Origin of the sequence: Cuneatibacter caecimuris, from assembly GCF_004216775.1 — a bacterium.
In the GTDB taxonomy this organism is placed as follows: domain Bacteria; phylum Bacillota; class Clostridia; order Lachnospirales; family Lachnospiraceae; genus Cuneatibacter; species Cuneatibacter caecimuris.
The window spans coordinates 199,393-225,843 of sequence record NZ_SGXF01000001.1 but is presented as its reverse complement, the minus strand read 5'-3'; the positions used below and the strand labels follow the sequence as shown (position 1 = coordinate 225,843).

At 48.0% G+C, this 26,451-nt stretch carries 31 protein-coding genes, 1 tRNA gene and 1 other annotated feature (1 of these 33 only partly in view); of the genes, 27 read left to right on the top strand and 5 right to left on the bottom strand.

What is annotated here, in order from left to right; translation table 11 throughout:
- Positions 1-142: a binding site (T-box leader), on the top strand; it begins 73 nt to the left of the window's first position.
- 109 nt (positions 143-251) lie between these two features.
- From epsC to EV209_RS01105, 5 genes are all read left to right on the top strand, one after another.
- Complete coding sequence (gene epsC, locus EV209_RS01125) at positions 252-911, top strand: serine O-acetyltransferase EpsC (protein ID WP_130432224.1); 660 nt, start codon at positions 252-254, stop codon at positions 909-911.
- A gap of 11 nt (positions 912-922) precedes the next feature.
- Positions 923-2,329, top strand: a complete 1,407-nt coding sequence (cysS, locus tag EV209_RS01120; RefSeq protein ID WP_130432222.1) for a cysteine--tRNA ligase — start codon at positions 923-925, stop codon at positions 2,327-2,329.
- A 14-nt stretch (positions 2,330-2,343) separates the two neighbouring features.
- A complete protein-coding gene (locus EV209_RS01115; protein WP_130432220.1) occupies positions 2,344-2,793 on the top strand; it encodes a Mini-ribonuclease 3 in 450 nt (149 codons plus the stop codon).
- Complete coding sequence (rlmB, locus tag EV209_RS01110) at positions 2,783-3,529, top strand: 23S rRNA (guanosine(2251)-2'-O)-methyltransferase RlmB (RefSeq protein WP_130432218.1); 747 nt, start codon at positions 2,783-2,785, stop codon at positions 3,527-3,529. Before EV209_RS01115 ends, rlmB begins: the two co-directional genes overlap by 11 nt.
- A 90-nt stretch (positions 3,530-3,619) precedes the next feature.
- Positions 3,620-3,692, top strand: a tRNA-Thr gene (locus EV209_RS01105).
- 99 nt (positions 3,693-3,791) lie between these two features.
- On the opposite strand, the gene EV209_RS01100 is transcribed toward EV209_RS01105, so the two are convergent.
- Both EV209_RS01100 and EV209_RS01095 read right to left on the bottom strand, forming a co-directional pair.
- Complete coding sequence (locus EV209_RS01100; protein WP_130432216.1) at positions 3,792-5,114, bottom strand: tyrosine-type recombinase/integrase; 1,323 nt, start codon at positions 5,112-5,114, stop codon at positions 3,792-3,794.
- A 200-nt stretch (positions 5,115-5,314) separates the two neighbouring features.
- Positions 5,315-5,836: a helix-turn-helix domain-containing protein gene (locus EV209_RS01095; RefSeq protein WP_165388773.1), complete on the bottom strand. Its 522-nt coding sequence runs from the start codon at positions 5,834-5,836 to the stop codon at positions 5,315-5,317.
- 158 nt (positions 5,837-5,994) lie between these two features.
- Here EV209_RS01095 and EV209_RS01090 point away from each other — a divergent pair, with 158 nt between their 5' ends.
- From EV209_RS01090 to EV209_RS16200, 7 genes are all read left to right on the top strand, one after another.
- Complete coding sequence (locus EV209_RS01090) at positions 5,995-6,186, top strand: helix-turn-helix transcriptional regulator (RefSeq protein WP_130432212.1); 192 nt, start codon at positions 5,995-5,997, stop codon at positions 6,184-6,186.
- Positions 6,187-6,198: 12 nt separating this feature from the next.
- On the top strand, positions 6,199-6,381 hold the full coding sequence (locus EV209_RS01085) for an excisionase family DNA-binding protein (protein WP_243647466.1): 183 nt from the start codon (positions 6,199-6,201) through the stop codon (positions 6,379-6,381).
- On the top strand, positions 6,378-6,710 hold the full coding sequence (locus tag EV209_RS01080) for a hypothetical protein (RefSeq protein ID WP_130432210.1): 333 nt from the start codon (positions 6,378-6,380) through the stop codon (positions 6,708-6,710). The genes EV209_RS01085 and EV209_RS01080 overlap by 4 nt, the downstream gene beginning before the upstream one ends.
- Positions 6,655-8,040, top strand: coding sequence for a DNA primase family protein (locus tag EV209_RS01075; protein WP_130432208.1), 1,386 nt, complete (start codon positions 6,655-6,657; stop codon positions 8,038-8,040). The genes EV209_RS01080 and EV209_RS01075 overlap by 56 nt, the downstream gene beginning before the upstream one ends.
- Positions 8,041-8,197: 157 nt before the next feature.
- Positions 8,198-8,425, top strand: a complete 228-nt coding sequence (locus EV209_RS01070; protein WP_130432206.1) for a hypothetical protein — start codon at positions 8,198-8,200, stop codon at positions 8,423-8,425.
- Positions 8,415-8,645 carry a hypothetical protein gene (locus EV209_RS01065; protein ID WP_130432204.1) on the top strand — a complete coding sequence of 77 codons (231 nt, stop codon included), beginning with the start codon at positions 8,415-8,417 and terminating at the stop codon, positions 8,643-8,645. Before EV209_RS01070 ends, EV209_RS01065 begins: the two co-directional genes overlap by 11 nt.
- Before the next feature lie 770 nt (positions 8,646-9,415).
- Positions 9,416-9,601 (top strand): hypothetical protein, encoded by a 186-nt coding sequence (locus EV209_RS16200; RefSeq protein ID WP_165388772.1) that lies wholly within the window; start codon positions 9,416-9,418, stop codon positions 9,599-9,601.
- A gap of 443 nt (positions 9,602-10,044) precedes the next feature.
- Here the strand turns inward: EV209_RS16200 and EV209_RS01055 are convergent, their stop codons facing one another.
- Positions 10,045-10,254 carry a cag pathogenicity island protein gene (locus tag EV209_RS01055; RefSeq protein WP_130432200.1) on the bottom strand — a complete coding sequence of 70 codons (210 nt, stop codon included), beginning with the start codon at positions 10,252-10,254 and terminating at the stop codon, positions 10,045-10,047.
- 340 nt (positions 10,255-10,594) lie between these two features.
- Between EV209_RS01055 and EV209_RS01050 the strand changes: the two genes are divergently transcribed.
- From EV209_RS01050 to EV209_RS01025, 6 genes are all read left to right on the top strand, one after another.
- Positions 10,595-10,870 carry a hypothetical protein gene (locus tag EV209_RS01050; protein ID WP_130432198.1) on the top strand — a complete coding sequence of 92 codons (276 nt, stop codon included), beginning with the start codon at positions 10,595-10,597 and terminating at the stop codon, positions 10,868-10,870.
- A gap of 109 nt (positions 10,871-10,979) precedes the next feature.
- Positions 10,980-11,198 carry a hypothetical protein gene (locus EV209_RS01045; protein WP_130432196.1) on the top strand — a complete coding sequence of 73 codons (219 nt, stop codon included), beginning with the start codon at positions 10,980-10,982 and terminating at the stop codon, positions 11,196-11,198.
- Positions 11,195-11,461, top strand: coding sequence for a hypothetical protein (locus EV209_RS01040; protein ID WP_130432194.1), 267 nt, complete (start codon positions 11,195-11,197; stop codon positions 11,459-11,461). Before EV209_RS01045 ends, EV209_RS01040 begins: the two co-directional genes overlap by 4 nt.
- Before the next feature lie 91 nt (positions 11,462-11,552).
- Entirely contained in the window at positions 11,553-12,332 is a 780-nt protein-coding gene (locus EV209_RS01035; RefSeq protein WP_130432192.1) for a sigma-70 family RNA polymerase sigma factor, read from the top strand.
- A gap of 484 nt (positions 12,333-12,816) precedes the next feature.
- A complete protein-coding gene (locus tag EV209_RS01030) occupies positions 12,817-13,899 on the top strand; it encodes a hypothetical protein (RefSeq protein ID WP_130432190.1) in 1,083 nt (360 codons plus the stop codon).
- Complete coding sequence (locus EV209_RS01025; protein WP_130432188.1) at positions 13,868-14,437, top strand: hypothetical protein; 570 nt, start codon at positions 13,868-13,870, stop codon at positions 14,435-14,437. The genes EV209_RS01030 and EV209_RS01025 overlap by 32 nt, the downstream gene beginning before the upstream one ends.
- A 181-nt stretch (positions 14,438-14,618) precedes the next feature.
- On the opposite strand, the gene EV209_RS01020 is transcribed toward EV209_RS01025, so the two are convergent.
- Both EV209_RS01020 and EV209_RS01015 read right to left on the bottom strand, forming a co-directional pair.
- Entirely contained in the window at positions 14,619-16,316 is a 1,698-nt protein-coding gene (locus EV209_RS01020) for a glycoside hydrolase family 3 protein (RefSeq protein WP_165388771.1), read from the bottom strand.
- A gap of 160 nt (positions 16,317-16,476) precedes the next feature.
- Positions 16,477-16,953 (bottom strand): NUDIX hydrolase, encoded by a 477-nt coding sequence (locus EV209_RS01015; protein WP_130432184.1) that lies wholly within the window; start codon positions 16,951-16,953, stop codon positions 16,477-16,479.
- A gap of 441 nt (positions 16,954-17,394) precedes the next feature.
- Between EV209_RS01015 and EV209_RS01010 the strand changes: the two genes are divergently transcribed.
- The 9 genes from EV209_RS01010 to EV209_RS00970 all read left to right on the top strand — a co-directional run bounded on the left by EV209_RS01010 (position 17,395) and on the right by EV209_RS00970 (position 26,411).
- The gene (locus EV209_RS01010) at positions 17,395-18,426 is read left to right on the top strand and encodes a LacI family DNA-binding transcriptional regulator (protein WP_130432182.1); all 1,032 of its coding nucleotides are present in this window, start codon (positions 17,395-17,397) and stop codon (positions 18,424-18,426) included.
- A gap of 131 nt (positions 18,427-18,557) precedes the next feature.
- Complete coding sequence (locus tag EV209_RS01005; RefSeq protein ID WP_130432180.1) at positions 18,558-19,775, top strand: cupin domain-containing protein; 1,218 nt, start codon at positions 18,558-18,560, stop codon at positions 19,773-19,775.
- A gap of 105 nt (positions 19,776-19,880) precedes the next feature.
- On the top strand, positions 19,881-20,375 hold the full coding sequence (locus EV209_RS01000) for a hypothetical protein (protein WP_130432178.1): 495 nt from the start codon (positions 19,881-19,883) through the stop codon (positions 20,373-20,375).
- 294 nt (positions 20,376-20,669) lie between these two features.
- Positions 20,670-21,260, top strand: coding sequence for a TetR/AcrR family transcriptional regulator (locus tag EV209_RS00995; RefSeq protein WP_130432176.1), 591 nt, complete (start codon positions 20,670-20,672; stop codon positions 21,258-21,260).
- An 85-nt stretch (positions 21,261-21,345) separates the two neighbouring features.
- Entirely contained in the window at positions 21,346-22,191 is an 846-nt protein-coding gene (locus EV209_RS00990) for an ABC transporter ATP-binding protein (protein ID WP_130432174.1), read from the top strand.
- Positions 22,188-22,868, top strand: a complete 681-nt coding sequence (locus EV209_RS00985) for a fluoroquinolone export ABC transporter permease subunit (RefSeq protein ID WP_130432172.1) — start codon at positions 22,188-22,190, stop codon at positions 22,866-22,868. The genes EV209_RS00990 and EV209_RS00985 overlap by 4 nt, the downstream gene beginning before the upstream one ends.
- 200 nt (positions 22,869-23,068) lie before the next feature.
- Complete coding sequence (locus tag EV209_RS00980; protein ID WP_243647465.1) at positions 23,069-23,575, top strand: Rv2686c family ABC transporter permease subunit; 507 nt, start codon at positions 23,069-23,071, stop codon at positions 23,573-23,575.
- A 202-nt stretch (positions 23,576-23,777) separates the two neighbouring features.
- Positions 23,778-24,971: a metallophosphoesterase gene (locus EV209_RS00975; protein WP_130432168.1), complete on the top strand. Its 1,194-nt coding sequence runs from the start codon at positions 23,778-23,780 to the stop codon at positions 24,969-24,971.
- Between the two features lie 21 nt (positions 24,972-24,992).
- On the top strand, positions 24,993-26,411 hold the full coding sequence (locus EV209_RS00970) for an alanine/glycine:cation symporter family protein (RefSeq protein ID WP_243647464.1): 1,419 nt from the start codon (positions 24,993-24,995) through the stop codon (positions 26,409-26,411).
- The last annotated feature ends 40 nt before the right edge of the window (positions 26,412-26,451 follow it).

Genomic DNA, 26,451 nt, shown 5'->3' with positions numbered 1-26,451 from the left:
CCGGCAGCGGGTATGAGAAGTGCGTCCGGGAGCTGACCAGGTGAAAGCAGGAGTAGCCTGGTACGGTAGAAGCAGCCGTTATCTGTGTAAAGAGGGCATATGCCCTGAATTAAGAGTGGAACCGCGGTCCTTCGCCTCTTTGGGGTGGAGGGCTTTCTGTTTTTTCATAGGAAACTGCGTTCCCTGTGAAACAAAACCCTCCGGGGGATTGCACTGCGGCGGAGCTGCGCCGCTGGGAGGAGAGATGAGGAATGGGATTGATCCGCTATATTAAAAAAGAAGCGGCTGTCATACGGGAACGGGATCCGGCGATTAAGAGCACTATGGAGGTGATCCTGTATCCCAGTTTTAAGGCGATTCTGGCCTACAGGCTGGCCCATCGCTGGTATTTAAAAAAGCATTATTTCTGGGCGCGGTGGCTGTCCCAGAAGATGGTGCGCAAAACGGGGATTGAAATTCATCCCGGCGCAGAAATCGGCGAAGGATTGTTTATCGATCATGGCAGCGGTGTGATTATCGGAGAAACAGCTGTGATCGGAGATAATGTGACGCTGTTCCAGGGAGTGACTCTGGGAGGCACGGGAAAAGAGAAAGGGAAACGGCACCCCACGGTGGAAGACAACGTGATGATCAGCGCAGGGGCAAAAGTGCTGGGGTCTTTTACCATCGGCTCCAATTCCAAGATCGGGGCCGGATCAGTGGTGCTCAAGCCGGTTCCGCCTAATTCCACAGTGGTGGGAGTTCCGGGCAGAATCGTAAAACGGGATAATGTAAAAATCCCCCGCAGTGAGATGGACCAGGTACACCTGCCGGACCCTGTTCTGGACAGCATTAACCAGCTTCAAATAGAAAATGAGATGCTCAAGCGCCAGGTGGAAGAACTGAGAAAAGCAATCGAAAAAGAATGGTGATGGAGGAAAACATGAAGATCTATAATACACTGAGCAAGAGAAAGGAAGAATTTGTACCGCTGGTACCCGGAAAGGTCAGCATGTATGTGTGCGGCCCCACGGTCTATAATTTTATCCACATCGGCAACGCCCGCCCCATGATCGTGTTCGATACAGTCAGGCGCTATCTGGAATACAAGGGCTTTGAAGTGAATTACGTTTCCAATTTTACGGATGTGGATGACAAAATCATTGCAAAATCCATTGAAGAGGGAATTGAGGCGGACGCGGTAGCAAAGCGTTATATTGCAGAATGTAAGAAGGATATGGCGGATATGAATGTGCTGCCTGCCACCACCCATCCTCTGGCAACAGAGGAGATCGGCGGGATGCTGAAAATGATCGCCGTGCTCATCGATAAGGGATACGCTTATAATAAGAACGGCACAGTATACTACCGTACCCGGCGCTTTGCGGATTACGGAAAGCTGTCCCATAAAAACCTGGATGACTTGCAGTCGGGAAACCGCACCCTGCTGGTGACAGGCAGCGAGGAAAAAGAGGATCCGTTGGATTTTGTTCTGTGGAAGCCTAAGAAAGACGGCGAGCCCTATTGGGAGTCCCCCTGGAGCCAGGGGAGGCCCGGCTGGCATATTGAATGTTCCGTGATGTCAAAACATTATCTGGGGGATTCCATTGACATCCACGCCGGAGGCGAAGACCTGATCTTCCCTCACCATGAAAATGAAATTGCCCAGAGCGAGGCGGCCAATGGCAAACCCTTTGCCACATATTGGATGCACAATGCTTTTCTGAATATTGACAACCGGAAGATGAGTAAATCTCTGGGTAACTTTTTTACGGTGCGTGAAATTTCAGAGAAGTACGACCTGCAGGTCCTGCGGTTCTTTATGCTCAGCGCCCACTACAGAAGCCCGCTGAATTTCAGCGCGGCGCTGATGGAATCCGCCAAGAACGGCCTGGACCGGATTGTTACAGCTGCAGAGCGGCTCAGGAAACTGGAAGAGACGGCACAGGGAGAGGCAGAGACTTGTTCGGAGCAGGAGAATCTGCATGAAGCAGAAAGCTTCCGCAAAAAATTTGAAGCTGCGATGGACGACGATTTTAATACTGCGGACGCAATTTCAGCAGTTTTTGAGCTGGTGAAATATGCCAACAGCAATGCAGATGAAAACAGCACCAGAGCATATGTAAGGGAAGTAAGAAAAACCTTACAAAATCTCTGCGATGTGCTGGGCCTGATAACAGAGAAGCAGGAAGAATTGCTGGACGAGGAAGTAGAAGCCCTGATCGCAGAGCGGCAGATGGCCCGCAAGCAAAAGAATTTTGCCAGGGCGGATGAGATCAGAGCCCAGCTTCTGGAACAGGGAATCCAGCTGGAAGACACAAGACAGGGCGTAACCTGGAAGCGTGTCTGAAGCAGGGTGAAAATATGAGAGCAGATGAGATACGGGCAGCCCTGGGGCTGCCCGGGATGGAAGCGGGAGAATATTCCCCATTGGCCCTGGCATACCTGGGCGACTGTGTTTATGAACTGTCTGTGCGCATAATGGTGATGAGCCAGGGTAACAGGCAGGTGAATAAATTGAATGCAGCGGGGAGCGGTTGGGCGAAAGCGCCTACACAGGCTAAAATGATACAGCTTCTGATGGACGGGCTGTCGGAAGAAGAACAGCAGGTTTACAGGCGGGGCCGCAACGCCAAATCAGCGACTCCCGCAAAGCATGCCACCCTCTCGGAATACAGCAAAGCCACCGGGTTTGAAGCATTGCTGGGCTGGCTTTATTTAAATGGCAGGGAAGAACGTATCCTGGAACTGCTGCAGAAGGGAATCTCAGCAGTCCGGAGTGAAGAAGGACGAGGAAAATTTCATGAGCTATGAAGAAACCACAATTGAAGGCAGGAACGCTGTGCTGGAGGCATTCCGCGCGGGAAAAACCATAGACAAGCTTTTCGTGCAGGACGGCTGCCAGGACGGGCCGGTGAGGACGATCGTCCGGGAAGCAAGAAAAGGCGACACACTGATTCAGTACGTTGCCAAAGAGCGTCTGAACCAGATGTCTGAGACAGGAAACCATCAGGGCGTGATCGCTTTTGCGGCAGCCTATTCCTATGCAGAGGTGGAAGATATTCTGGACGCGGCCAGGGAAAAAGGAGAACCTCCTTTTATTTTCATCCTGGATGGAATTGAAGACCCTCATAATCTGGGGGCAATCATCAGAACCGCCAATCTGGCGGGGGCCCATGGAGTGATAATTCCTAAGAGGCGGGCTGTGGGTCTCACCTCCACTGTCGCCAGAACATCCGCAGGGGCGCTCCATTATACGCCGGTAGCCCATGTGACGAATCTGGCCGTGACGATGGAAGAACTGAAAAAAGAAGGCCTCTGGTTCGTATGCGCGGATATGGTGGGAGAATCCATGTACCGACTGAACCTCACCGGGCCCATCGGGCTGGTCATCGGAAACGAAGGCAGCGGCGTCAGCAGGCTGGTTAAAGAGAAATGCGATATGGCTGCATCCATCCCCATGAACGGCAATATTGACTCTCTGAACGCCTCCGTAGCAGCCGGCGTGCTGGCTTATGAGATCGTCCGCCAGCGCCTGAATATAAAATGAAAAATAAACGCATAATTTGTAAAAAACTGCTTGACAAGTCCTATGTGATATGGTAAATTAGAGAGCGTTGAGGCGCTGAGCGCCCAACATGCTGACGTGGCACAGGCGGTAGCGCACTTCATTGGTAATGAAGAGGTCGGCGGTTCGAATCCGCTCGTCAGCTTAGTGAAAAACCCTTATAGAATCAGGGTTTTCGCCTATTACAAGGCATAGAAAAAGCACCTGCAAAAGGGTGCTTTTTTCGTGTTTGGTCAACATTTGGTCAACAATTCTTTTTAATCAGCAGGTTTTCCAGTGTTTCCGCTGCCACCTCATCCATCTTCTTGAGACTATGGGCGTAAATATTCATTGTGGTGGATGCCTGGGAGTGTCCTAACCGGCCGGAGACTGTACGCACGTCCACATTCTGACTAATCAGCATTGTGGCTGAGGTGTGCCGCAGTCCATGAAGGGGAATGACCGGCAGCGGCGTCTCTCCTGCAGGCAGAGCGGCATTATACCGGCGGATGATCTTCTGAAAGGCGTGGTATGGCGTGCTGGGGTGCATCTGCTTCCCGTCCCACTGGATAAATAGAAAGTTCTGGTCAAATTCCTCTTTCCGGCGCTTCCCTTCCCAGGCAGTCCCCAGGGAGAGGGCAAGCCGCATCTGCTCTTTTCTCCACGCTCTCAGCATATCCACCAGGAAGGACGGCACGGAGATTTCCCGGCGGGAAGTCCGGTTCTTCGGTCTTTTTGTGATGACCTGGCTGCCGCCGGAATAGCTTGTGCTTTTATTGATGGAGACGGACTGCCTATCAAGGTCTATGTCCCGCCATTGCAGGGCGATCAGCTCCCCACGCCGGCATCCCAGGAACAGAGCCATATAGAAGAACAGCTTTAATTGCTGGGGGATGGGCTGTAGCTCCACATATTCACCCACGTGATAGGGCTTGCCGGTGTCGTCTGTCCGGTCATGGGCTTTCCTGGGGCAGACCATAGGTTTGTCAAGAATGGCCAGGAAACGCTCTGTTTCCTCTAAGGTGAAGTATTTTATATCCTCTGTATTCCGGGCCTGCCTGGGCGGTTCTGTGCGCTCACAGGGGTTCTCTGTGCATACATTCCATTTCATGGCGGTGCTGTATATGCTGCTGATAACTGCATGGCAGCGCTTGACCGTGGCAGCCGAAAGCGTCCCCGTGCTCTTATTCCCCCTCTGCTTCTCCAGCAGCTTCCTGTATAGGCTATTCAGCGTCCGGGGCTGTATCTTGGACAGCTTCATGGGGCCTATTGTTGGAAGGATATGCCTTTCCAGCAGGTCACTGTAAGAATTGAATGTACCTGGCGCCAGGTGTCCGGCGGCGTGCTCTTTCAGCCAGATTTCTGCAAATTCCCGGAAGCTGATCTTTTCCCCGTCCAGGTATTTCCCGTTTTTCACCTTCTGCTCAAACTCTATCACGAACAGATCAAGGGCTTTCTGGTTCTGCTTCTCTGTTTTGTTTGGATCGGGGGTGAAGGTGGCGCTCTCAAAGAGCTGCCGGCCGCCGCTGTCCCGTCCCTTTAGTACCCGCACGCGGTAGGTATTCCCGCGTTTGGTGATGTTTGCCATGTGGATTCCTCCTTTCTGGGGTTTTGCTCATTTTTGAGCAAAAGTCTTTTCGGTAGTCAATATCTTTGGCATCCGAAATAGAAGGCGTACAAATTTGTACACTGTTAGAAGGCGCTCAAATTTGTGCGGCTTCAACGGGGTGAAGATTCAGCTGGTTAGGGAAATATTCCCCTGTCCACAGTCGAAACTTCGACGGCTATTCACTTAAAAGGTAATTCATCCATATTTATCATGAATCCTCCTTGTGCGTCACTTGAATCTATTTTACGATTGCTTTCTCTTAATAATTTTTCTATACATGCTTGAAATATATCATCGTCAATCATTTTAGTATGCAATAAATCCTGATATTTGCGGAGATCCTCAAGATAGCGTCTGAACACGAATGATTTGAAATGAATGACATTGCCTGTATAATCATCCGGCAGATCAAACGGCAAAACCTCGCTGATTTCAAATAACAATTCCAACACATCTGAATAGGTTTCTATGTTTTTGTGACTATTCTTCTCATCACTCAATCCACACAGCCAGTCTATAGAAACTCCACACTTTTCCGCAATGCCCTTCACGATTTCTAATGATGGGCTTTTTGCCCCGTTCTCATAAGCTGAGAGCGTGGCAGAAGTGCAGCCGACAATTTCGGCAAATTGCTTTTGAGTCAAATTCAAAGACGTTCTTAATTCCTTTATCCTTTTTGCTAAAATAGCGAAATCTCCCATAAGTGCACCATCCTTTCTATTCATGCTTGTATCTTACATCATATCTTATCATAATTCAATTAAAAAGTAAATAATCAATAAAAATAGATTTGATAAAAATAATACTTGATTTATTTAAAGAGTTGGTATAGTATATAAAATAAAGGAGGTGAAAGTGAATGAGAATCAACGGAGCAAAGCTGGTGTATGAGCTGGCAAAAAAGGAAATGACACAGAAACAGGTTGCGGAAATCTGTGGTGTATCCCGGGTAACGATCAACAACGTGCGTAACGGTTTGAAGTGTTCAGAAGAGCTTGCCGGTAAGCTTGCAAAGGCGCTAGGCGTGGAAGTCACAGACATTTTGGAGTAAGGAGGAAAGGACATGGAAGTGATTCCGAGAATGATAACGATCAGGCAGGCAGCGGCAGAAACCGGATTATCCTATGATTATATCCGCAAACTGTGCCTACAGCAGAAAATTGTATTTGTGAGGGCGGGAAGCAAATACCTGGTGAACATGGGGAAATTGATTGACTTCCTGAACGGAGAGCAGGTGACGGCATGACCTTAAAAGAATCCTTTCGGGATTCGATCAATCGGGAAACGGTGGTTGATGAAGCGTTTTGCATGAAATTGTATGGGTTTTCTCTATACGATCCACAGTATTTTGAAGAAGTGAAATTTATCTGTGAAGCGTTGTATGATCTCCTCTTTGAAAAATATGAGGGGTGGTGCCAGAAGTATGATGATAAAACCCGTCAAACAATGCTGGAGGTGGGCGCATGGTATAGAAAACGACTTGAAGAAGAACAGGAAAGAAAGAAGGTGATGAGCAGGAATGGACAAAGCAGAAGAGAACGGAATAGATTTGCGGGATTTCCTGAAGATTGGTAAGAATGGGCCGTATGAAATCCTGGATAACAAAATTGCGGAGTACATAACCACTCAAGCGCTCAAGATGTTCGTATTAAACGGACAGCCGTACCTGTACCGGCACGGAGTGTACCGGCGGGATGAGGAAGGGAAAATCCTGAAGGGCTATATTAAAGCCCTGATTGATGATGATTTAATCACAATAAGCCGGATCAACCGGGTGTATAACTTGATTATGGCGGATCACCATTTAACCAAAGAGAATGAGGAGGTGAACTGCTATCCGTGCCACTGGGTCAATTTTAAAAATGGGATGTATGACCCTGTTTTACAGAGAATGACCCCGCACAAGCCGGAGTATTTCTCAATAAATCAGATTCCACACGCTTTTGAAGAAAATGCGGAATACGCCGGGACGGTAGCCGATCAGTTCTTTCGAGGGATCATTCCAGACGATCAGGACCGGGAAATGTTCTTCCAGTATGCGGGCTACTGCATGACAACAGACACCCGGCTACAGAAATTCATGATGCTGTTAGGCCTGCCGGGTTCGGGGAAGTCCACAGCTATAAACATGCTGACGGATGCCGTAGGCGAGAAAAACATAAGCAGCCTTACCCTACAGGATTTAAACGAGCGGTTCAACTCAGCGGTGTTGCTGGGGAAGCTGTTGAATGCCTGCGCAGACCTGCCGAAAAAGGCGCTTGAGCAGGTGGACGCTATTAAGCGGATCACCGGAGAAGATCTGGTAAAGGGCGAGTACAAGGGGGGAAGGATATTTTCTTTCCGCAGCAATGCAAAGCTGATCTTCTCAGCTAATGCGATGCCGCACAGCCTTGATGAGAAGTCGGAAGCATTTTACCGCCGGATGCTGGCAATAGAGATCATGAAGAAAGGCCCATACATTCCAGACCTGAAAAAGGGGTTGAAGTACAGCATGCCGGGTTTTATCCGGGAATGTATGGCGGCGCTGCACAGAATGTATGAAAAGGGCGGAGAGATAGACAGCCCGAACAGCAAAGTTCTGGTGCATGAGTTCCACAGGGATTCCGACAACGTGACAGCTTTTATTGACGATTGTTTAGAGAGGGATTCTAAAGGGCGGATTGAGAGAGCGGCGCTTTATAGAATGTATATGACTTACTGCATGGATGAAGAGGTATTGTGCTTAGGAAAGAAGGGCTTCTATGCGAACCTCAGAGGAAAAGGGATAACAGAAAGTCCTTTCCAGGGTGTAAGATGTTTCAAGGGAATTGCACCAAAAGAGACGGATTTTACACCTTTAGGAGCAAAACAAACACCGTTTTTGCACCTGGAAAATGCCCAGTCAGATGGGAAAAATGCTGTTTAGGTGCAAAAGGTGCAACTTTTTTTAATATCATTAATGTGAGGGTTAAATATATCGAGATACGATATGTGTGTATGTATATAAGAGCGGTATAGTTTTGCTTTTGCACCTTTTACACCTCACTACCACCACTTGATTAAGAGAAAAAGGAGGAACAAAAATGAATTATGTACAGCTCATGCCGTGCAACGCTGATATGTACGCCGTGTTTAGGGAAGAGGACGGTTCAATATTTAGACTCAAGGTGGTTCTGTTCGCGCTGTCTGACGACGGATGTGTTTACGCCCTCACCTTTTCCAGTGATGAAGGCATTGATAATACCATAGTAAACATGTGTAGTAATTTTGTCAGATATGAAATGGAAGGGGGAGTAATTCGTGAGAGCTGAATACGTAAAAATGCTCCAGGAGCTGCTTGAGCTGCCGGAAGCACCGCAGGTAAACCTGAAGAATATGTCTGAAAATGCCATTGTCCTGATGATGGCATGCGAACGCCTGGATCGGATCGCAGATAGTCTTGAGAAGTTGTCCGGGTGTGTGAGGACAGGCCCCGGCGTCCAGTACATCAAAGCTGATGTGACCGGCGCTATTGAAACCTACAACCAATAATAAAAAGCCCTCTGTATGCTGCAACATTCAGAGGGAACCATAGCCGGAGCCGTCCACCCTTACATAATAGCACGGTTCCGGCTAAGAGGTCAAGAGAAAACAAAACGAAACGAATAAGAGAAGCGAGGTGAAAATCATGAGTAATCCGAATTATGGTTTCCGGTTCATTGATGATGGGATAGCAGAGCCTAAAAAGAAACGGGTTGAAACACAATCAAAGATATTTCAGGCCAGTAAGTTAAAGAAAAATAAGAAACGGCGTTTCAAGTAAGGCACCGGAATTTCGGCCCCATATCCCCCGGGGGAGTTGTACAAAAATAGAAACAATTCCGGACACCGACGCCCCACCTCTAAACACCTAAAATCTTAGAAATGAGAATTTTGCGTGGAAAGGCTTGATGTTAAGATTTGTCAAGGTAAATGCTAATATATGCTAAGGTTTCGGAGGCCTAAAAAAAAATGAAGCCCTGGCTGAGAAATGCTTACTAAATTTTTAGTAAGCTCTGCTGATGGAGGTAAAACATGGAAGAAAGAGAACTGAGACTATTTGAGATCATGGATGAGGAGGGCTGTGACATGGATACGGCGGAGCTTCTGCTGATGGATGAGGAGGAATCCTGGGATGATGAAGATTAGGGTATCTTATGAAAGGCCGGAGGAGCTGGAAGCCGTTAGGCGGCTCCTGGCCCCGATGATTAAATCCTGTAAGGTGTCAGGGAACCGGGAAGGACGATACCGGAAGGCGTACATAGAAGGGAGGGAAAGCATTCGTGCCGATCATACCGAACAGCGAACGAAGCCGGGAGGAGCTGCGGGAAATGGGAAGGAAGGGCGGGATCGCTTCGGGGAAAGCCAGAAGAAAATATAAAGCTTTGAAGTGGATGCTTTCTATTGTGGTGGATGAAGCGGCGAAAGAAGCTAGAGAGAAGCCCGGGGGAAGCAGGAGAGGAAAATAAGGGTTTCAACCCGGCTGCTCGAGTGATATACTTATGCTGAATAGAGTAGTACCCCGGCCGTTATATTTCGGCAGCCGGAAGCCTTAAGCAGGGCGCGGGAATAGCTAAGGTCATGAAATGTGGCCGTAGCCGTTCCAGCGCCTTTTAATGTCCCGCAGGCCGACCATAAGACGCTTGGAGCGCTCCGTATCTATTGGAACGTTCGTTTTCTTATCTGAACGCTCCGGGCCCTGGTCTCTTGTCCCTGGTACGCATCACCACCATGCTTCGTCGTTTTGTGAATTGAGTCGCTGCCGCTGCCGCGACGGGACTTATTCCACAGAATGCTTCATTACCTGCAGCGGCAGCCCGACTTTGGCTCACTTTTGAGCAAAAGTGGAAATATTAAGCCATATGATAAAATGGCTATACGGGGCTTCTGGTGCGTCTGGGCGGGTGTTGCGTTAGTCCTGGGTGGGTGACTCTAAAGCATCTCGTTCTATTTTTTCATTGGCCGCAGTTGTGAAGAATTTCGCCATACTCACGCCAGCGTTTTCAGCGGCGATTTTATATTTGTCTTTTTCACCCTTTTTTACACGAAAACGTATTTCCTCAAGATTCTCTTTCATGTATTGCATGGTGTACTCTTTACTTTTTTCATTGTATTTGCTCATTGGATATCTCCTTTCCAGTAGAGGGGTGCTTTAGAGTAAAGACACCTCTTGCATTATAGCCATAGTATAACACAAATATCCATAGAGCGCTATAGATAAAATACACAAAATTAGTGCGCTAAGTTTGGGCAATATGTCCATTGAAATCCATAGTGCGCTATGCTATACTATAGTTACAAGGTCAAGGAACTCAGCGAAGGTGGACGGAAGTACCGAAAGGGAAAACAAGAGTACCACATAACACCGGGTAGCAGGATAAGGGAGATTGGGAAGCCGCAGAAGCCGCTAGATGCTTAAAGCCTGCCGGGGCTGATGATTCCAGGCCAGGAAAGGAGAAGCCATGACAGATAGAATGATACTGAACAGAGTGAAGAAGCTCAAAGAGCTGGAGGAGCAGAAAAAGGAGATTGAGAGCCAGATTGACGCTCTGAAAGCTGATATTCAGCAGGATATGGAGGAGAAGGGGCTGGAAGAACAGAAGGCCGGTGACTTCCTGGTGAGATTCACGAGGGTACTTTCAAACCGATTCGATAGCCGGGCGTTCAGGGAAGAGCATTCCAGACTGTACAGCCAGTACTTGAAGCAGACGGAAAGCCGCCGGTTCTCCATCGTATAACAAAAAGCCCTCACCAGAGCAGCAACTCTGATAAGGGCCACAACAGCCGGAGCCGCTGCCTATACACAATTACATATTAGCACGGCTCTGGCGGAAAGGTCAAGAGGAAATGGACATACAGAAAGAAATTAAGATTGCAGGATATCAGCCCTTTGCACTTCCAGAGGCAGGAGGACAGCTCCTTTTCTCCGCTGTTACAGAATTATACCACCTGGACCGTCCCGGCAGCGCTATGTTTGCCGCATCAATGTTTTATAATCTGGGACGTGTGCAGGGCATTAGAGAAGAACGCGCGAGAAGGAAGCAGAGAGGGGATAGACGGGGATGAAAAGAACCGAGATAAGACAGCAGATCACAGAGAGCGCGGGGAAGATCAAGAATAACATTATCTTGAACGAGATTCTTCAGATATCGGAGCTGATGCGCCGGACAATGGATGAGAAGGAATATATGGAGGTTTCGGAACCGGAATGGGATAAGCGCGTGCTGATCCGGGCAGTGCTGAACATGGATGACCCGCGGCGCATTCGGAACCTGAGGGCCATAGCTGACGGCATGGAGAGACAAAGCAGAGGCATTTGTAAAACCTAACAAAACCTGACTTTTGTGAATGCTATCCGGACATCGTTACGCGCGCATAGCGAACGCTACCAAAACAAACGAATAGAAAGGACAGTGGAACATGACCAATGAAGCGCTGGCGGCTCAGGTGCAGGCCGGAACGAATGTCCGGGAAGCTCTGGCGGCCCTGTATGAGCAGAACCGCGGTATGATCTGGAAAGTATGCCGGAAGTACAGCTATGGCCTGGAAATGGACGATCTGATGCAGCAGGCCTATATAGGGCTGCACAAGGCTGCCTTTGGATACGTCCCGGATGCCGGGGCCGGATTTATAAGTTATGCCGTGACAGTGATAGAACGCGAGCTTTCCAGGTATCGGAACACCTGCGGCCAGGCGATCAGGATACCGGCAGCAGAGCAGCGGCTGTATTATGAGCATGAGCAGCTGTCCCGGTATATGGAAGCCTCCTACGGCAGGAAGCCCACAGAAGGGGAATACAGCCGTTATTTGGGCGTCAGCGTGGAAAAGGTCAGGAAGATGGAGAAGCAGGCCTATGACGGCTATGTGGTGTCCCTGGACGCTCCTGCAGGCACAGGAGAGGAGGAAGGGGCCAGCCTGGGGGAATTGCAGGCCAGCGCGGAAAACGGGATAGAGGAGGCGCTTGAGCGGTATGCCAGTGAGGAGCTGGCTGCCTGGCTGTGGTCAGCCGTGAATGAGCTGCCGGATGAGCTTCAGAACGTGGTGAGGCTGAGGTCAGAAGGAATTGCGCTGGCGCAGATCGGGGCCATGCTGGGGGTATCCATGCAGCGGGTGCGTGAGATGTACCTGCGGGGGCTTCGCCTGCTGAGAGGAAAGAGAGCAGTAAAAGGATTGGGCCGGGACTGGCTGGGGTGTGCTTAAAATTTGGTCAACATTTGGTCAACAAATTTAGAAAATGTTGACCAAAACGACAAAAAGACAAAGAACAGATGAATCAAAAAACCGCTTAAAATAAGGGATTCCTGCACTTTATAAAAGGCTGAAAAACCGGAAAAATCACATTGGTAATGAAGAGGTCGGCGGTTCGAATCCGCTCGTCAGCTTGGAGAAAACCCTTGATTTTTCAAGGGTTTTTGTTGTATTGAAACAGAAAAATGTATCGGTATCGAAGTTCCTTTCTAACTTAATTCGAAATTTTAAAATACAATTCCTAAATTCCTATCGTAAAAGTGTCAGTTTAATCAGGTAGTTCCATGAAGGTGAAACGATTAATACAGAAGTTGTAAAAATGTCGAAAAGAAGTTGTTGAAAAAGTATTACTAATGGATTACATTATAAATTAGATGCTTAAACGGCGCTGCTTTATCTGGATACAGAAAGGAATGCACAGGGCAGGGGGTATTTTATGAATGGAAAAGATTCCTATAATATTATGAAGCATATTCATTTTGTTGGGCAATTTTGCTCGGATGATGAGGAATTTACAGAACAGTGTATTCATACATTGAAAAGTTTTTTTGCCGGCATTTTTTGTGAGCAGGGCTCTTATCCGGAGGAATGCTATAAAGAGGAATTTTTGCCGGTTCAAAAAGAGCTTGAGAAGATTACATATAACATAAGGCTGGAACCACATAACCAGGCATATGTCAGCCTGGACAAAGATACTGTAAATCTTTCTCTTTACACACAGTTCATATTTTGGGAGCTTGCATCATTCAGAAATATTGCTAATAAATTGAGCAAGAGAGATGTGATGCGGCCGGATGAGATCGCACAGAGTATTCTTGCAGAGTGTAATAGCGATGAACCGGGGAAAGAGCTGAAAAAGCTGCTGGATAAGTGGATTAAATATGAATGTGAAGTCAGAGAAGGGGGAATTCGCCTGTCTTGGGTCCCGCCCTTTGAATTATTTGGATCAGACAACTATAATTATGCAAAGAATGGGCTGAAATTGATTTTTCATCATGAAATGTCTCATTGGCATCTGAGCAGGATCAAGGATACAGAGAAGCAAAGACTTTTTGGCCATGCAGAGGAGGAATTAAGGGAATATCTGGAGAAAGAGAAGGGTGATCCTAGAATGGCCGCTTTAAAAAAGCTTCTTGCCAGGAAGAAAGGAGTCATTAAAAGCTGGGTGGAGGAAATCGCTGCAGACTATCTTTCCTGTATGGCGGTACTGAAAGGCTGCTCAAAGGCCGGGGAAATGAAGCAAGTATTTATCGCCTGCGGCCTGTATTTTGCCTTACTGAAGGCAGAAGAATATAGAATTCATCCAGATAAGTTCTGGATGAATACACATCCGCCTGCGATGATACGAGAAGATATATCCATGAGAATGATCGCTAAAACTTATCAATATTCCATAGAGGAATTTTTTGTATTTATGGGTTCTGCCTGGATTCTGATCAGTATGTACTTTACCATAGCGTTCACAAAATTGACAGGAGGCAAGACAGATGTTGGAATACTTAAAAATGACGGGCTATAAGGCTGATGTTGTAGAGAAGCTATCATCTGTGCTGGGAACCAGCAAACAGGATTCTCTGAGGATATTCAGTCTTCTGCTGTCAGATAGTCTTCCGTTTAGGGGAAGGAACTTAATTGAGAGCCATGAGAGCGGGGACGCTCAGAATCTTCTGGCCGATTCCGGGCTGTACTATATTAATATCAAAATATCTGCATTAAACCTGCTGGCATTGCTGCTGGATATCGCGGTAACAAAAGGAGCTTTCGCTGCCGGACTGCAGATTGCCGGTACGGATATGCGTGGAATTGTGAAGCTGTCGCCGGAAAAAGGCGAAACCTGCGTTGTGAGGGAGAGCTTGTGCGCCAGAGAGCAGACTGTCAGCCTGGATCTGTTTAAAGCTAATGGGGGAGAATGCGTCAATAATGATCTGCCCTGCCATTTTCGCAAAGAGAGCGTTTGTAAGTGCCAGAACAGTGATATAGAAAAGATATTGACCAGACTGGAAGAGCTAAATGTTTATGAGAGGCAGGAAAATGGCACATACAGGCTGAATATGTAATTTACAGTATTTGCCGGATCGGCAAGCCCTTTGGATAAACCACCTGCGGCAGGAAGAAACCTAAGCAGAGAGGCGGCAGAAAAAACGCAGGAAGCTATAGCCGTAAGGCATCGAGCTTCCGTAGTTTTCTCTGCCGCCTCTCTGCGGCATCCACGCTGCTGGCACAGCGCAGGGGTTCTAGTTATTCCCCAAAAATCGTATCAGCAAAAGCTTCCGCGCTCTCCACGGAAGAACTGTAAGTGCAGACAACGGTTTTATATTCCGGCTGTACAGTAAACGGATAAGGAGAGTTAGTCATAACAATGATCGGCTTATCTGTCTTCTGGTGCAGCTCCTGCACAAAGTTGTTGCCGCTTTCCGGGCTGCGGCGGTCAAAATAATTGGTGATAATGATCACGTCCGCTTCATGAATTCTCTCATAAACACGTTTTCTGTCCTCCGGAGAGTACTTCATGGTAGTTTCCACCGCGTACACATTGTCAGAGTGTTCCAGAAGCTTCATCCAGGGCATTGCAGGATGGCAGGTCTGGGTATTGGTGCGCTCATGCAGAGGATTTACCTGATAGATGAACATCACCTTCTTGTCCTTGGAAACAGGCAGGACATTGTTTTCGTCTCTGATTACATTGATTGCATTCTTAGCGGCTTTCACAGCAATTTCTGCAACCTTAGCGTCGTTGATTCCTTCGCTGGCCTTTTTGGGATCTTTGATCTGAGGCTGCTCAAAGAAACCATAGTCATATTTTACGCTGAGCGTTCTTGTGACAGCGTCGTTTACCCGGTCCTCAGACAGACGGCCTTCGCGGACTGCTTGAATTACGCCGGGGATTACATCATTAATCAGACCGCCTTCATCGCGCAGAAGCACCAGGTCGCAGCCGGCGTCGATGGCGCGGACGCATGCTTCCGGCACGTCAAATTTCTGGATAATGCCGCCCATGGTGATTTCATCTGTGGTTACAACGCCTTCAAATCCCAGTTCACCTTTCAGCAGATCGGTGAGGATCGGCTTGGACAGGGTGGCGGGCAGGCCGGAGGGGTCCAGAGCAGGATAAGCAGTATGAGCCGTCATAATGGCAGGCAGGCCTTCCTTGATCAGCGCCCTGTAAGGCTCCAGGTGGCGCATTAGCTCTTCTCTGGACTCGTCGATCACCGGAAGGCCGTGATGGGCGTCCGCTGCGGAAGGGCCGCGGCCGGGGAAATGCTTTCCGGTTGCGATGATCCCGGCGTCTTTAAACCCGCGCAGAGCTTCCTTTGCATATGTAATGACTTCTTCCGGATCTTCACCGTAGCTTCTTGTTCCGATCTCAGGATTCCTGGGATTGGTATTGACGTCCAGAACAGGAGAGTGAATCCAGTCAAATCCCAGGGGAGCCAGCTGGCGGCCCACCGACCAGGCCACATCATGTGCCATTTCAGGATCATTGCTGTGCGCCAGGCCCATGCAGCTGGGGAAATATTTAATCCCGCCGCGGTAATAGTCCGCGCTCACATCACCCTCAAAGTCGAAGGTAAAATGCAGCGGGATTCCCAGATCGCTGTCCAGGGCCGCCTGCTTAATGGTGTTGACATATTCGCAGAATTCTTCATTCGTAAAATGCGGTACAGGGATATCCGGCAGGAAATCCTTCATGGTGCCGGAAAAAGGCCTCAGCAGCCGATGGGCGTAGTCCGTATTCGTTCCGTTGGGGTCGTGTTTTACAGTGCGGATTCTCCACATCAGGCCTGCCCGGATTCCTGCGGGATAATATTTCTTTACCCGGTTGATGATTTCCGGCGTGATGAGGGAACCTACATACCCGATCACGAAACACTGACCTACTTTTTGTTCCAGAGTCATTTTGGACACCAGGTCCTGAACAAATTTTTTCTTATCCATAACTTCCTCCTTGCTATATGGCATGAATTTATATTCACTGCACTGATTTTAGCAGAAAAAACAAAGTAAAAACAGGCCAAACTCCCAAGAAGACAAATAATTTACACACAATAGCAAAATTATGTACCGGGGGTTGGCCTGTCTGAAATTGCTTTTTTCGTTATTCCCATTCTGACCGGAGCGTAAATTCTTCTGGAAGACGGGATACATTTTCTTTGATAAAAGCAGGGTATAAATATTCATCTTGTAATTGGCTAAATGCCAGCCAATGAAACTCGTGGAAGTGGTTATCTTCATATAAAATAAATTTACTGCCTTTGGAAAGAATGTCTGTTTCTGAAATATCGATCAGAAAGTAAACGCATATTTCGTGAAACGTCTCCTGGGAAACGTCCTCTGTAAAAAAGCTCTGATTCATCCAGAGAGGGCGGAGGATTTCCGCATCAATCTGCAGTTCTTCCCGAAGTTCTCGCAGGACAGCGGACTCTGCTGTTTCGCCGAACTGCACTCTGCCGCCGGGTAAATAATAATAGGGAGAACGCTCATCATGCATGGCAAGAATTTTATCCTCGTGAATGATTACGGCGCACGCCCTGTAATTAAACTTTCCTGATTCAGTTCTAAATGCAATATCCATAGAAAACCTCCTCCTTTATAAGTAAGAATAGAAATTGATTATAGCATACGCAGCACCGGCATACAATCTTTATTTAACTTGTTTTCTTGATTTATATATGCTATAATAGATTCATATTGTTTCGGAGTACATTTGCAGAACCCCCTTTGAGCGATCAGGGGTTTTTCGTTACATAGGAAACTGCGTTCCCTATGTAACAAAACCCTCCGGGGGATGCGCACTACGCGCTAAGGAAATATGGCCGCTGAAACGGCCGCGCTCCGGCGCGAGAGTCCGGTGTGCCGGACTCTTTATTATTGCATAGGAAACTGCGTTCCCTATGTAACAAAACCCTCCGGGGGATGCGCACTACGCGCTAAGGAAATATGGCCGCTGAAGCGATCGCGCTCCGGCGCGAGAGTCCGGCGAGCCGGACTCTTTATTATGGTGAAGGAGGAAATTATGGCTGGAATGCGGGAAGTGGCCAGAGTCGCGGGAGTTTCTCTGTCTACAGTTTCTATTGTTTTAAGCGAAAGCGATAAATATGTCAGCCCTGAAATTCGTGAAAAAGTGCTGGAAGCGGCGAGAAAAACCGGATATGTATTGAAACCCAGAAAAAGGGCGGAAAAGACTATCGCCGTGATCCTGCCGTCCATTTCCAGCACATTTTTTTCCAACCTGCTGCGGGGAATAGAAGAAGCGCTGTCCGGACAGGGATACGCGCTGATGGTTTGTGATTCAGAATTTCAATATGAAAAAGAAAAGCAGTTTATAGGAATGATCAAAAAACAGGAACTGTGCGGCGTGATCATAGACTCCAGTTGTCCGGAGAACCAGGAAGAGGCATATGCGGCATTTCTGAAGGAAAAATATGGGGATTCAGGAATTCCTGTGGTATTTCTGGAACGCCGGTCAAAGGAAGAATCTTTTGGTTCGGTTTTTGTGGACCACTACGGCAACGCTTATCAGGCGGTGAGCCATTTGATCAGCCAGGGTCACCGGGACATAGCCCATATCGGAGGAATCCCGGGAAATATTGCTTCCAGGGAGAGGACAAGAGGATATTATGATGCGCTGCTGGGCCAGGGTGTGGAGCCGGATGCAGACCTGGCTGATGCAGGAGATTTCAGCCCAAACAGCGGATATCTTGCTATGAAGCGGCTTTTGCAGCACGGAAAAAGTTTTACTGCGGTGTTTGCCGCCAATGACCAGATGGCCATAGGAGCCATGAAGGCGGTTCTTTCTGCTGGGAAGAGAATTCCGGAGGATGTGGCTGTAATCGGAATTGACAATCTGAGCGTGTCCACTATGGTATCTCCGGCGCTGTCCACAATTAATGTTCCTACCTTTCAGATGGGGAAGGAGGCTGTGCGGCTTCTGTTGGAGATGAGGGAGGGGGTAGCTGCCGCGCAGATTCAGATTCCCTGCGGGCTCATCGTCAGGAAGTCCACAGATCCCGCCGCGGGCAGTGAATGGGAGCTGCTGGGCTGGTAAAAAATTATCCGCATTCAATAAGGCATGTTTTAATGAAAGAGATTCCCGTTCTGTTGACAAACGTTCGCTGTGGCATTATAATAAGCGCAACACATAAAAAACGTTCGCTATAGGAAGGAAAGGTAAAACAGATGGAGAAAAAAATGCTGGCGGAACGGGCTTTAACAGAAGGAAAAGGAATTCTGCGGCTGGCGCCTGCCTGGGTGGCCAGGTCTTTCTGCAGGCCGGGCAGGAGGCTGAAGCTGCACCCGGATGATTATTTTGTGCTGGGAACCAGGGGAGGAATCGACGAACGGTGGTTCGCATCCACAACCTGGGCGGAGAATGGGCCGGGAACCCCTGAGGACGAGGGAATGAGTTATGTCGTGGCGGGAGAGGACGGAAAAGACCGTGTTCTTCTGAAAGAAGTGGTGGATCTGCTGGGCGCTGAGGTGATCGGAGAAGCTCTGTGGAATAAGTACCACGGCTGGGCCATGTTTTCCAAGTTTTTTGACAACGCGGGGCCTCTTCCCCATCACATCCACCACCGGGACGTCCACGCGGCCAGAGTGGGAGCAGCCGGAAAGCCGGAGATGTACTTCTTCCCCTCTCAGCTGAACAATCACGGCGGGGAATTTCCTTTTACGTTCTTCGGATTTAATCCTGAAACCTCAAAAGAGGAAGTTCTGGCATCCCTGCGCGCTTTCCCCAAAGGGGATAACCATATCCTGGAGCTGTCCAGGGCGTATAAACTGCAGCCGGATACGGGGTGGGATGTGCCTCCGGGAGTGATGCACGCGCCGGGCAGCCTATGCACCTATGAGCCGCAGTTCGCCTCGGATGTTTACGCCATGTACCAGTCTGTCCTGATGAACGGCCAGGTGGTGGGGGAAGACCTGCTCTGGAAAAACGCGCCGGAAGAAGAGTTGGGCAATTATGAGTATCTGCTGGATGTGATCGACTGGGACCAGAATGTGGACCCTGACTTCCACCGGAAACATTTTATGCGCCCTCTGCCGGTAAAACCGCTGGAAGAGATGCTGGCGGAAGGGTACATAGAAGAATGGATCTGTTACCGCTGCGCCCAGGTCTGTGCGAAGCGGCTGACTGTGCTGCCGGGCAGGACTGTTACGATTAGAGACAGCGCTGCTTACGGGCTGATCTGTATTGAGGGCCACGGCCGGCTGGGCGAATGGGAGCTGGAATCCCCTGCGCTGATCCGCTACGGTGCGCTGACCCATGATGAATATTTTGTGACGGAAAAAGCTGCCAGAGGAGGTGTTGTGGTTTCCAACCCTTCCGCAACAGAACCGATCGTGATGCTGAAGCATTTTTCTGAAAATCCGGATCTGGTGATAAAATCAGAATAAGTTGTTTGACATTTTTGTAAGGTAATATTAAAATGAAATAAGTAAGCTGTGAGTTTCTTCACTTTTAGAGAATCAGCCGGTTTTTAGATAAATGAGGGGCCTTGCATGAAAAAAATCCATTGGAAAAAATATGCAGTGATTGTTCTGGCCTGTGTCTGTGCCGCATTTGCCATTGTCATATATGCGCAAAATTACAAACTAAAGAATTTAGAGTTCAAAATGGAAAGTTCTGTACAAAACAGCTATCAGAACTGCAGGAATTCGCTTCGGAATGTAATTCAATTTACCCTGGATTATGAGGACGGTCAGTGCGACGCCCGTGTAAGTCTCAGAGCTGCGGATATTTATGACACATTATTAGGACAGAACCTCAGCTCTTTACAGGATCTTGGATCAGACAGAGAAAGTGACGCAGACATGGGGCTACGGGGGCTTCTTGCAGTTGTGAGAAAACATCTGGGAATGCTGGAGGATTCGCCTGACTCGGAAAAAAAACTGAGGGAAATTGATCAGTGGCTGGCGGAACATGAAGATGTATTTGCATTCCCGATGGAGGAATGCGAGGAATTGTTTTTGAAGGAGCTGGAAGGACGGTATTGAGGAAATACTATTTCAGGAACAAGGAATCAGGTATGAAAAAGAATCCCGCTGGCGGGATTCTCCGCCTGCGGCGTGTCGCTTTAGCGACGTAATTCCTTACGCCGCAGTGCGATCCCCCGGAGGGTTTTGTTGCATAGGGAACGCAGTTTCCTATGCAAAAATAAAGAGTCCGGCCCGCCGGACTCTTTATTTAGATGAAAATCGGACGTGAATTTCCGGAAATCTATTGACAGAGTGCTGTAACTTAAATATAATGACTATACAGGCAAAACCAGTCAAACAGGAGGTTTTATAGTGCCAAAAAGCTATTCAGATCAGGAACGGGAATATATTAGGAAGCGATTGAAGGAAGAAGCAGCAAAATGTCTTGCCCAATACGGCGTTCGCCGCACCACTGTGGATGAAATCGTGAAGCGGGTCAATATTCCCAAAGGAACGTTTTATCTTTTTTATAAATCAAAGGAATTGCTTTTGTTTGAGGTTATTCAGGAACAGCATGAAATCGTCAGCCGTGAGCTGTATCAGGCCATTTCCGGAATTGCCGGTACAGAGTTTTCAGCAGAAAAATTAACGGACGTCATTTTCCGGTTCTATAAAATGACAGAGAAAATGCTGGTTCTCAGGCTGCTTGACTTAGGCGAAGTGGAATTGCTTGTGCGTAAGCTGCCCCGGGAGACAGTAGAGGAACATTTGCAGGATGATACGGATATGATTGAAAAGATGTTCTCCGTCCTCCCTGTAAAAAAAGAAGTAGATATCAAGGTAATCAGTGCTGCGTTTCATGCAATCTATTATGCAACGCTGCACAAAGCGGAAATTGGTGAAGAACAGTATGATGAGGCGCTGCGCGCTTTGATTTATGGGATTGTATCTCAGGTGGTTTAAAAAGTCCGGCAGCCAGCCGGACTAAAAATAAGCTGTTAATTGACTATTATAAACAGATTGGTCATATAGTATAAAGGAGGAACATATGATACAAATCAGCAATCTTTCATTCAGCTATACCAAACAGCCTTTTATTTCTGATATGAGTTTTTCTGTTTCGGCAGGTGAAATCTTTGGATTTTTAGGGCCGTCCGGGGCGGGCAAAAGCACGCTGCAAAAAGTGCTGACAGGGATGCTGACCACATATCAAGGCTCGGCTATGGTAAACGGCATTGAGTGTAAAAAACGCACAAAGCGTTTTTATGAAGATATAGGAGTGGATTTTGAATTTTCAACCTTGTATGAGAAATTGACTGCTAAGGAAAATCTGCAGTTTTTTTCATCACTGTATGAAAAAAAGCCGCGTTCAATTGAGGAGCTTTTAGAGCTGGTAGGACTGGAGCATGACGCGGATAAGCGTGTATGTGAATATTCAAAAGGAATGCAAGCACGTTTGAATTTTATAAAAGCATTGCTGCACGACCCTCTTTTGCTCTGTCTTGATGAACCCACAAGCGGACTTGACCCCACGAACAGACGTATCATGAAAGATATGATTTTAGCGGAAAAGGCGAAAGGGAAAACAATTCTTCTGACCACACATAATATGCAGGATGCAGCTGAGCTCTGCGACAGAGTAGCGTTTATTGCCAATGGTAAAATATGTGCTCTGGACAGCCCGCATAATCTGATTATGTCAAGAGGCGCGGCAACCGTAACTTATACATGGGCCGAAAATGAGGAACATAGAGCGAGCTGCCCTCTTGAATGCTTATCCGCTGATGAACAATTAAAAAAGCTGATTGCGGAAAACCGTCTGCTATCCATCCACAGCAGCGAGCCAACCCTAAACGACATTTTTATGGATATTACAGGGAGAACACTATTATGAGATCAGGAAGTTTATTTTTATGGGATATACGCTTTCAGAGAAAATATGGATTTTACTTTTTGTATGCTGTTTTTACAGGAATTTATGTGATTGCTCTTTTGGCCATTCCAGAAAGCTGGAAGGAAAAAACCGCAGCTATTCTGATTTTCTCAGATCCGGCGGCAATGGGCCTGTTTTTTATGGGAGCGATTGTGCTCTTGGAAAAAAGCCAGCATACGCCCTGCGCATTTGCAGTCTCTCCAGTCCGCCCGATGGAATACATCATTGCTAAAGTAAGTTCATTGTCTGTTATTTCACTTGTTGTTGCTGCGATACTGGCGTTAACTGCAAGTGTAAATAATCTACATATTGTACTGTTTGGTACGGTTATATCCAGCGCAATATTTACGCTTTTAGGCATTATGGCTGCAACGAAAATAACCAGCCTGAACCAGTTTATTTTATGGACTGTACCCATAGAGATTGTTTGTTTTGTCCCTGCAATATTGCACCTATTTAAAATCACCCCGGATTGGCTTCGGTATTATCCTGTCAATGTTTGTATGGAAATGGTTGCAGGATATGCTCCGTCCTCAATTGGGCTTTTAACTGTAGCAGTATTTATGGCAGTTCTGTTAGTACTTTCAAAATATAGTGTTTTGAAAATGTGGGGCAGTACGGGAGGTGTGAAGATATGAGAGCGGTTCGGTTAAGTTTTTTTCAAATGCTGGCATATATGAAGCGGGACATGATGTTATTTGCCGCCTGTCTCGTGCCAATTCTTGCAGGGCTACTGTTCCGGTTTGCCATACCTGCTGCAGAGGCTGCTTTAACGGACTGGTTTCAAATATCGGCAATTATCTCTCCCTGCTATGCGCTGATTGACATATTCTTTGCTATGCTGACGCCTGTTGTGTTTTGCTTTGTTCCGGCAATGATTTCACTGGAAGAAGCCGATGAAAAGACAGCGGCGTATCTGTTCGTTACGCCTTTAGGAAAAAAAGGCTATCTATCTGCCCGGTTTGGCGTACCTGCTGTCGCTGCATTTCTTATAACCGTTATCCTGCTGCCTGTTTTTAAGCTGACAGCTCTTTCCCCTGCTGCCATTCTGCTATTTGCAGCAGGCGGAACCCAGCAGGGGATGATCGTGGCGCTGTTAATTTTAACGCTTTCGTCAAACAAGCTGGAGGGTATGGCGGTAACAAAGCTGTCCACGCTGATGATTCTTGGCGCGGTTATTCCGTTTTTTATCAAAGATAATTTACAATATGCCCTGCTTCTTTTTCCTTCTTTTTGGATAGGGAAGGCAGCTTGCGAGAATATATTGATTTATATGATACCTGCATTTGCTTTATCAGCCATATGGATTTACTTTTTGCTAAAACGTTACTTGCGTAAAATGTAAACTTAAAGAAATAATTAATAAAATTATAAACTTCAATTTCATACAGATCAATTATAATGCTCCTATATCAGTTTCAAGTTTACTGACAGAAAAAATGTGCTATAATGTGTGTAGCTATTTTTGTAAGTTTCTGGAGGAAGCGGGGAATATTGTATTCAGCCCCTGCCGCCGGTACATATGATAATAGATAAGGAGAAAGATAATGGCCCTGTTGATTGTAATCCCTCTGTATATACTTCTCAACGCTTATGTTCTCTGGCGCTGCATGGCCTGGCTGAGGTCCATGACCAGAGATTTTTCCACCAGAGTATTTCCCGCCATATTTATTACAGTTTATGTAATTTTAGCCGGCTCCATGCTGATCGCGTTTTTCCTCCCTTCAGGAACGCCGCTGAAGCGATTTACAAAGCTGCTGAGCAATTACTGGCTGGGCTGCCAGATGTACATGCTGATGGCGATTTTCATCGCTGATGTTCTGCGGCTGGCGCTGAAGCGCACCCGTGTGCTGAAAGAAGAATTTTTCAGCTCCAGAAAAACGCTGAATATTACCGGAACCGTGCTGATGGCAGCTTTGATTATCGTTACTGTCCTGGGCACGCAGCACGTAAAAAACATTAAAGAAACTACTTATGAGGTATCCATAGATAAAACCTGCGATCTGGGAAAAAATCTGAAAATCGCGCTGGTGGCTGACTGGCATCTGGGCTACAACATCGGCGAGGGGCAGATGCGGAGGATGGTGGAGAAAATCAACGCGGCGGACGTGGATCTGGTCTGTGTGGCAGGAGATATGTTTGACAATGAATATGAGGCGGTTCCCGATCCGGAGAGGATTATCCAGGTTCTAAAAAGCATCCGCAGCACATATGGTGTTTATGCATGCTGGGGAAACCATGATGTGGCGGAATCCATCCTGGGGGGATTTACTGTATCGAAAAAAGAACGGAAAATGAGCGATCCCAGAATGGAAGAATTCCTGGAGAAGGCCGGAATTCATCTGCTGCAGGATGAGGTGGTCTGCGTGAACAATTCTCTTTATCTGGCCGGGCGTCTGGATTATGCAAAGCCCGGACGGAAGGCGGAAGTGCGCAAGACTCCCCAGGAACTGACGGAAGGACTGGACCTTTCCAAACCGGTGATTGTGATCGACCACGAACCCAGAGAACTGCAGGAGCTGGCAGACGCAGGGGTGGATATGGACCTTTCCGGCCATACCCATGACGGGCAGATGTTTCCCGGAAATCTGACCATTGATCTGTTCTGGGAAAATGCCTGCGGTTATCTGAAAAAGGATAACATGCATTCTGTGGTGACCTCCGGAATTGGGCTGTGGGGACCGAACATGAGGATCGGTACGGACAGTGAGGTGGTTTTTATTAACGTGTCCTTCCGGTAAAAATAAAACCGGGGAGGGACTATGGAGAATTATCTGGCAGTGTTTGAGGCGGTCTGTGAGAGAATCCGGGAGATTCTCTGGGGGCCGCCTATGTTATTTGTGTTTCTGGCAGCTGGCGTTTATTTTACGGTCCGCACAGGCTTTTTTCAGCTCACGGGGCTGAAAACCTGGCTTGGCCAAACGCTGCTGGCTTTTGTAAAACACAAAGAAGTGCGTAAAACAGGAGAAAATCATGCGATTTCCCAGTTCCAGTCTTTGTGCACCGCGCTGGCGGCCACAGGAGGAACCGGAAATATTGCTGGCGTAGCTACCGCCATTGTTGCCGGGGGGCCGGGCGCTGTGTTCTGGATGTGGATTTCGGCTTTCCTGGGGATGATGACAAACTTTGCGGAAAAAACTCTGGGAATACGCTACAGATATAAGGATAAATCCGGCAGCTGGGTGGGCGGGGCGATGATCTACATAGAAAAGGGCCTGCACTGCAGATGGCTGGCCGTACTGTTTTCCGCTTTCTGCGTCCTGGCGTCTTTTGGGATAGGCAACATGGCGCAGGCGAACTCTATGGCTGAAGCTCTTTACGCAGGGATGGGGGTTCCGCAGCTGGCGACAGGACTTGTGACGGGAGTCCTTGTCTGTGTGGTGATTGTAGGAGGGATTAAACGGATTGCAGGAATTACAGATAAACTGGTGCCGGGCATGACGGTATGCTACCTTCTCGGCGCGCTGGCTGTGATCGCTTTTCATTTTCAGGCGCTGCCGGAGGCTGTGGGCGCGATTTTCCGGGAAGCCTTTTCCTGGAAAGCGGGCCTTGGCGGAGCGGCGGGCTACGGCATGCGCCGGGCTATGCAGGTGGGGATTTCCAGAGGCGTATTTTCCAATGAGGCGGGCCTGGGCAGCTCGGTGATGGTCCACGCTACCTCAGATGTGAAGGAACCTGCCGTACAGGGGATGTGGGGAATCTGCGAAGTGTTTCTGGACACCATTGTAGTCTGTACGATTACTGCGTTGACAATTCTCTGCTCCGGCGTGTATAATCAAACCATCTACTTAAATGCTATGGCATCCGGCACTCTGGATGCGCTGGCAAATGGGGCGGCCCTCACGGGCCAGGCGTTTTCCTCCGTGTTCGGCGGGGCAGGAAGTATTTTTATTGCGGTTGCCATGACCATGTTCGGTTTTTCCACGCTGCTGGGCTGGTCCTTTTACGGGGAACGGGCGGTGGCTTATCTTTTTGGTGAGAAAGCGGTGGGAGTGTACCAGATCGTATTCTGCTGTTTTATTGTGTTGGGATGCGTATCCAGGCTGGAACTGGTCTGGCTGGTGTCCGACATATTCAACGGCTTTATGGCAATACCGAACCTGCTGGCGCTGGGCGTGCTGGGCGGGCAGGCTGTGGCGGAGCTGCGGGGCTGTCTGATGAGACTGGAAGGAAGTGACTAGATAGGAGCGGCGGGATAGGAAACTTTTCTCCCTGTGGTTG

Bases quoted from the DNA above. Each gene is read 5' to 3' on its own strand.
- epsC (WP_130432224.1), top strand. From the start codon at position 252: ATGGGATTGATCCGCTATATTAAAAAAGAAGCGGCTGTCATACGGGAA.
- cysS (WP_130432222.1), top strand. From the start codon at position 923: ATGAAGATCTATAATACACTGAGCAAGAGAAAGGAAGAATTTGTACCG.
- EV209_RS01115 (WP_130432220.1), top strand. From the start codon at position 2,344: ATGAGAGCAGATGAGATACGGGCAGCCCTGGGGCTGCCCGGGATGGAA.
- rlmB (WP_130432218.1), top strand. From the start codon at position 2,783: ATGAGCTATGAAGAAACCACAATTGAAGGCAGGAACGCTGTGCTGGAG.
- EV209_RS01100 (WP_130432216.1), bottom strand. From the start codon at position 5,114: ATGGCAAACATCACCAAACGCGGGAATACCTACCGCGTGCGGGTACTA.
- EV209_RS01095 (WP_165388773.1), bottom strand. From the start codon at position 5,836: ATGGGAGATTTCGCTATTTTAGCAAAAAGGATAAAGGAATTAAGAACG.
- EV209_RS01090 (WP_130432212.1), top strand. From the start codon at position 5,995: ATGAGAATCAACGGAGCAAAGCTGGTGTATGAGCTGGCAAAAAAGGAA.
- EV209_RS01085 (WP_243647466.1), top strand. From the start codon at position 6,199: ATGGAAGTGATTCCGAGAATGATAACGATCAGGCAGGCAGCGGCAGAA.
- EV209_RS01080 (WP_130432210.1), top strand. From the start codon at position 6,378: ATGACCTTAAAAGAATCCTTTCGGGATTCGATCAATCGGGAAACGGTG.
- EV209_RS01075 (WP_130432208.1), top strand. From the start codon at position 6,655: ATGGACAAAGCAGAAGAGAACGGAATAGATTTGCGGGATTTCCTGAAG.
- EV209_RS01070 (WP_130432206.1), top strand. From the start codon at position 8,198: ATGAATTATGTACAGCTCATGCCGTGCAACGCTGATATGTACGCCGTG.
- EV209_RS01055 (WP_130432200.1), bottom strand. From the start codon at position 10,254: ATGAGCAAATACAATGAAAAAAGTAAAGAGTACACCATGCAATACATG.
- EV209_RS01050 (WP_130432198.1), top strand. From the start codon at position 10,595: ATGACAGATAGAATGATACTGAACAGAGTGAAGAAGCTCAAAGAGCTG.
- EV209_RS01045 (WP_130432196.1), top strand. From the start codon at position 10,980: ATGGACATACAGAAAGAAATTAAGATTGCAGGATATCAGCCCTTTGCA.
- EV209_RS01040 (WP_130432194.1), top strand. From the start codon at position 11,195: ATGAAAAGAACCGAGATAAGACAGCAGATCACAGAGAGCGCGGGGAAG.
- EV209_RS01035 (WP_130432192.1), top strand. From the start codon at position 11,553: ATGACCAATGAAGCGCTGGCGGCTCAGGTGCAGGCCGGAACGAATGTC.
- EV209_RS01030 (WP_130432190.1), top strand. From the start codon at position 12,817: ATGAATGGAAAAGATTCCTATAATATTATGAAGCATATTCATTTTGTT.
- EV209_RS01025 (WP_130432188.1), top strand. From the start codon at position 13,868: ATGTTGGAATACTTAAAAATGACGGGCTATAAGGCTGATGTTGTAGAG.
- EV209_RS01020 (WP_165388771.1), bottom strand. From the start codon at position 16,316: ATGGATAAGAAAAAATTTGTTCAGGACCTGGTGTCCAAAATGACTCTG.
- EV209_RS01015 (WP_130432184.1), bottom strand. From the start codon at position 16,953: ATGGATATTGCATTTAGAACTGAATCAGGAAAGTTTAATTACAGGGCG.
- EV209_RS01010 (WP_130432182.1), top strand. From the start codon at position 17,395: ATGGCTGGAATGCGGGAAGTGGCCAGAGTCGCGGGAGTTTCTCTGTCT.
- EV209_RS01005 (WP_130432180.1), top strand. From the start codon at position 18,558: ATGGAGAAAAAAATGCTGGCGGAACGGGCTTTAACAGAAGGAAAAGGA.
- EV209_RS01000 (WP_130432178.1), top strand. From the start codon at position 19,881: ATGAAAAAAATCCATTGGAAAAAATATGCAGTGATTGTTCTGGCCTGT.
- EV209_RS00990 (WP_130432174.1), top strand. From the start codon at position 21,346: ATGATACAAATCAGCAATCTTTCATTCAGCTATACCAAACAGCCTTTT.
- EV209_RS00985 (WP_130432172.1), top strand. From the start codon at position 22,188: ATGAGATCAGGAAGTTTATTTTTATGGGATATACGCTTTCAGAGAAAA.
- EV209_RS00980 (WP_243647465.1), top strand. From the start codon at position 23,069: ATGCTGACGCCTGTTGTGTTTTGCTTTGTTCCGGCAATGATTTCACTG.
- EV209_RS00975 (WP_130432168.1), top strand. From the start codon at position 23,778: ATGGCCCTGTTGATTGTAATCCCTCTGTATATACTTCTCAACGCTTAT.
- EV209_RS00970 (WP_243647464.1), top strand. From the start codon at position 24,993: ATGGAGAATTATCTGGCAGTGTTTGAGGCGGTCTGTGAGAGAATCCGG.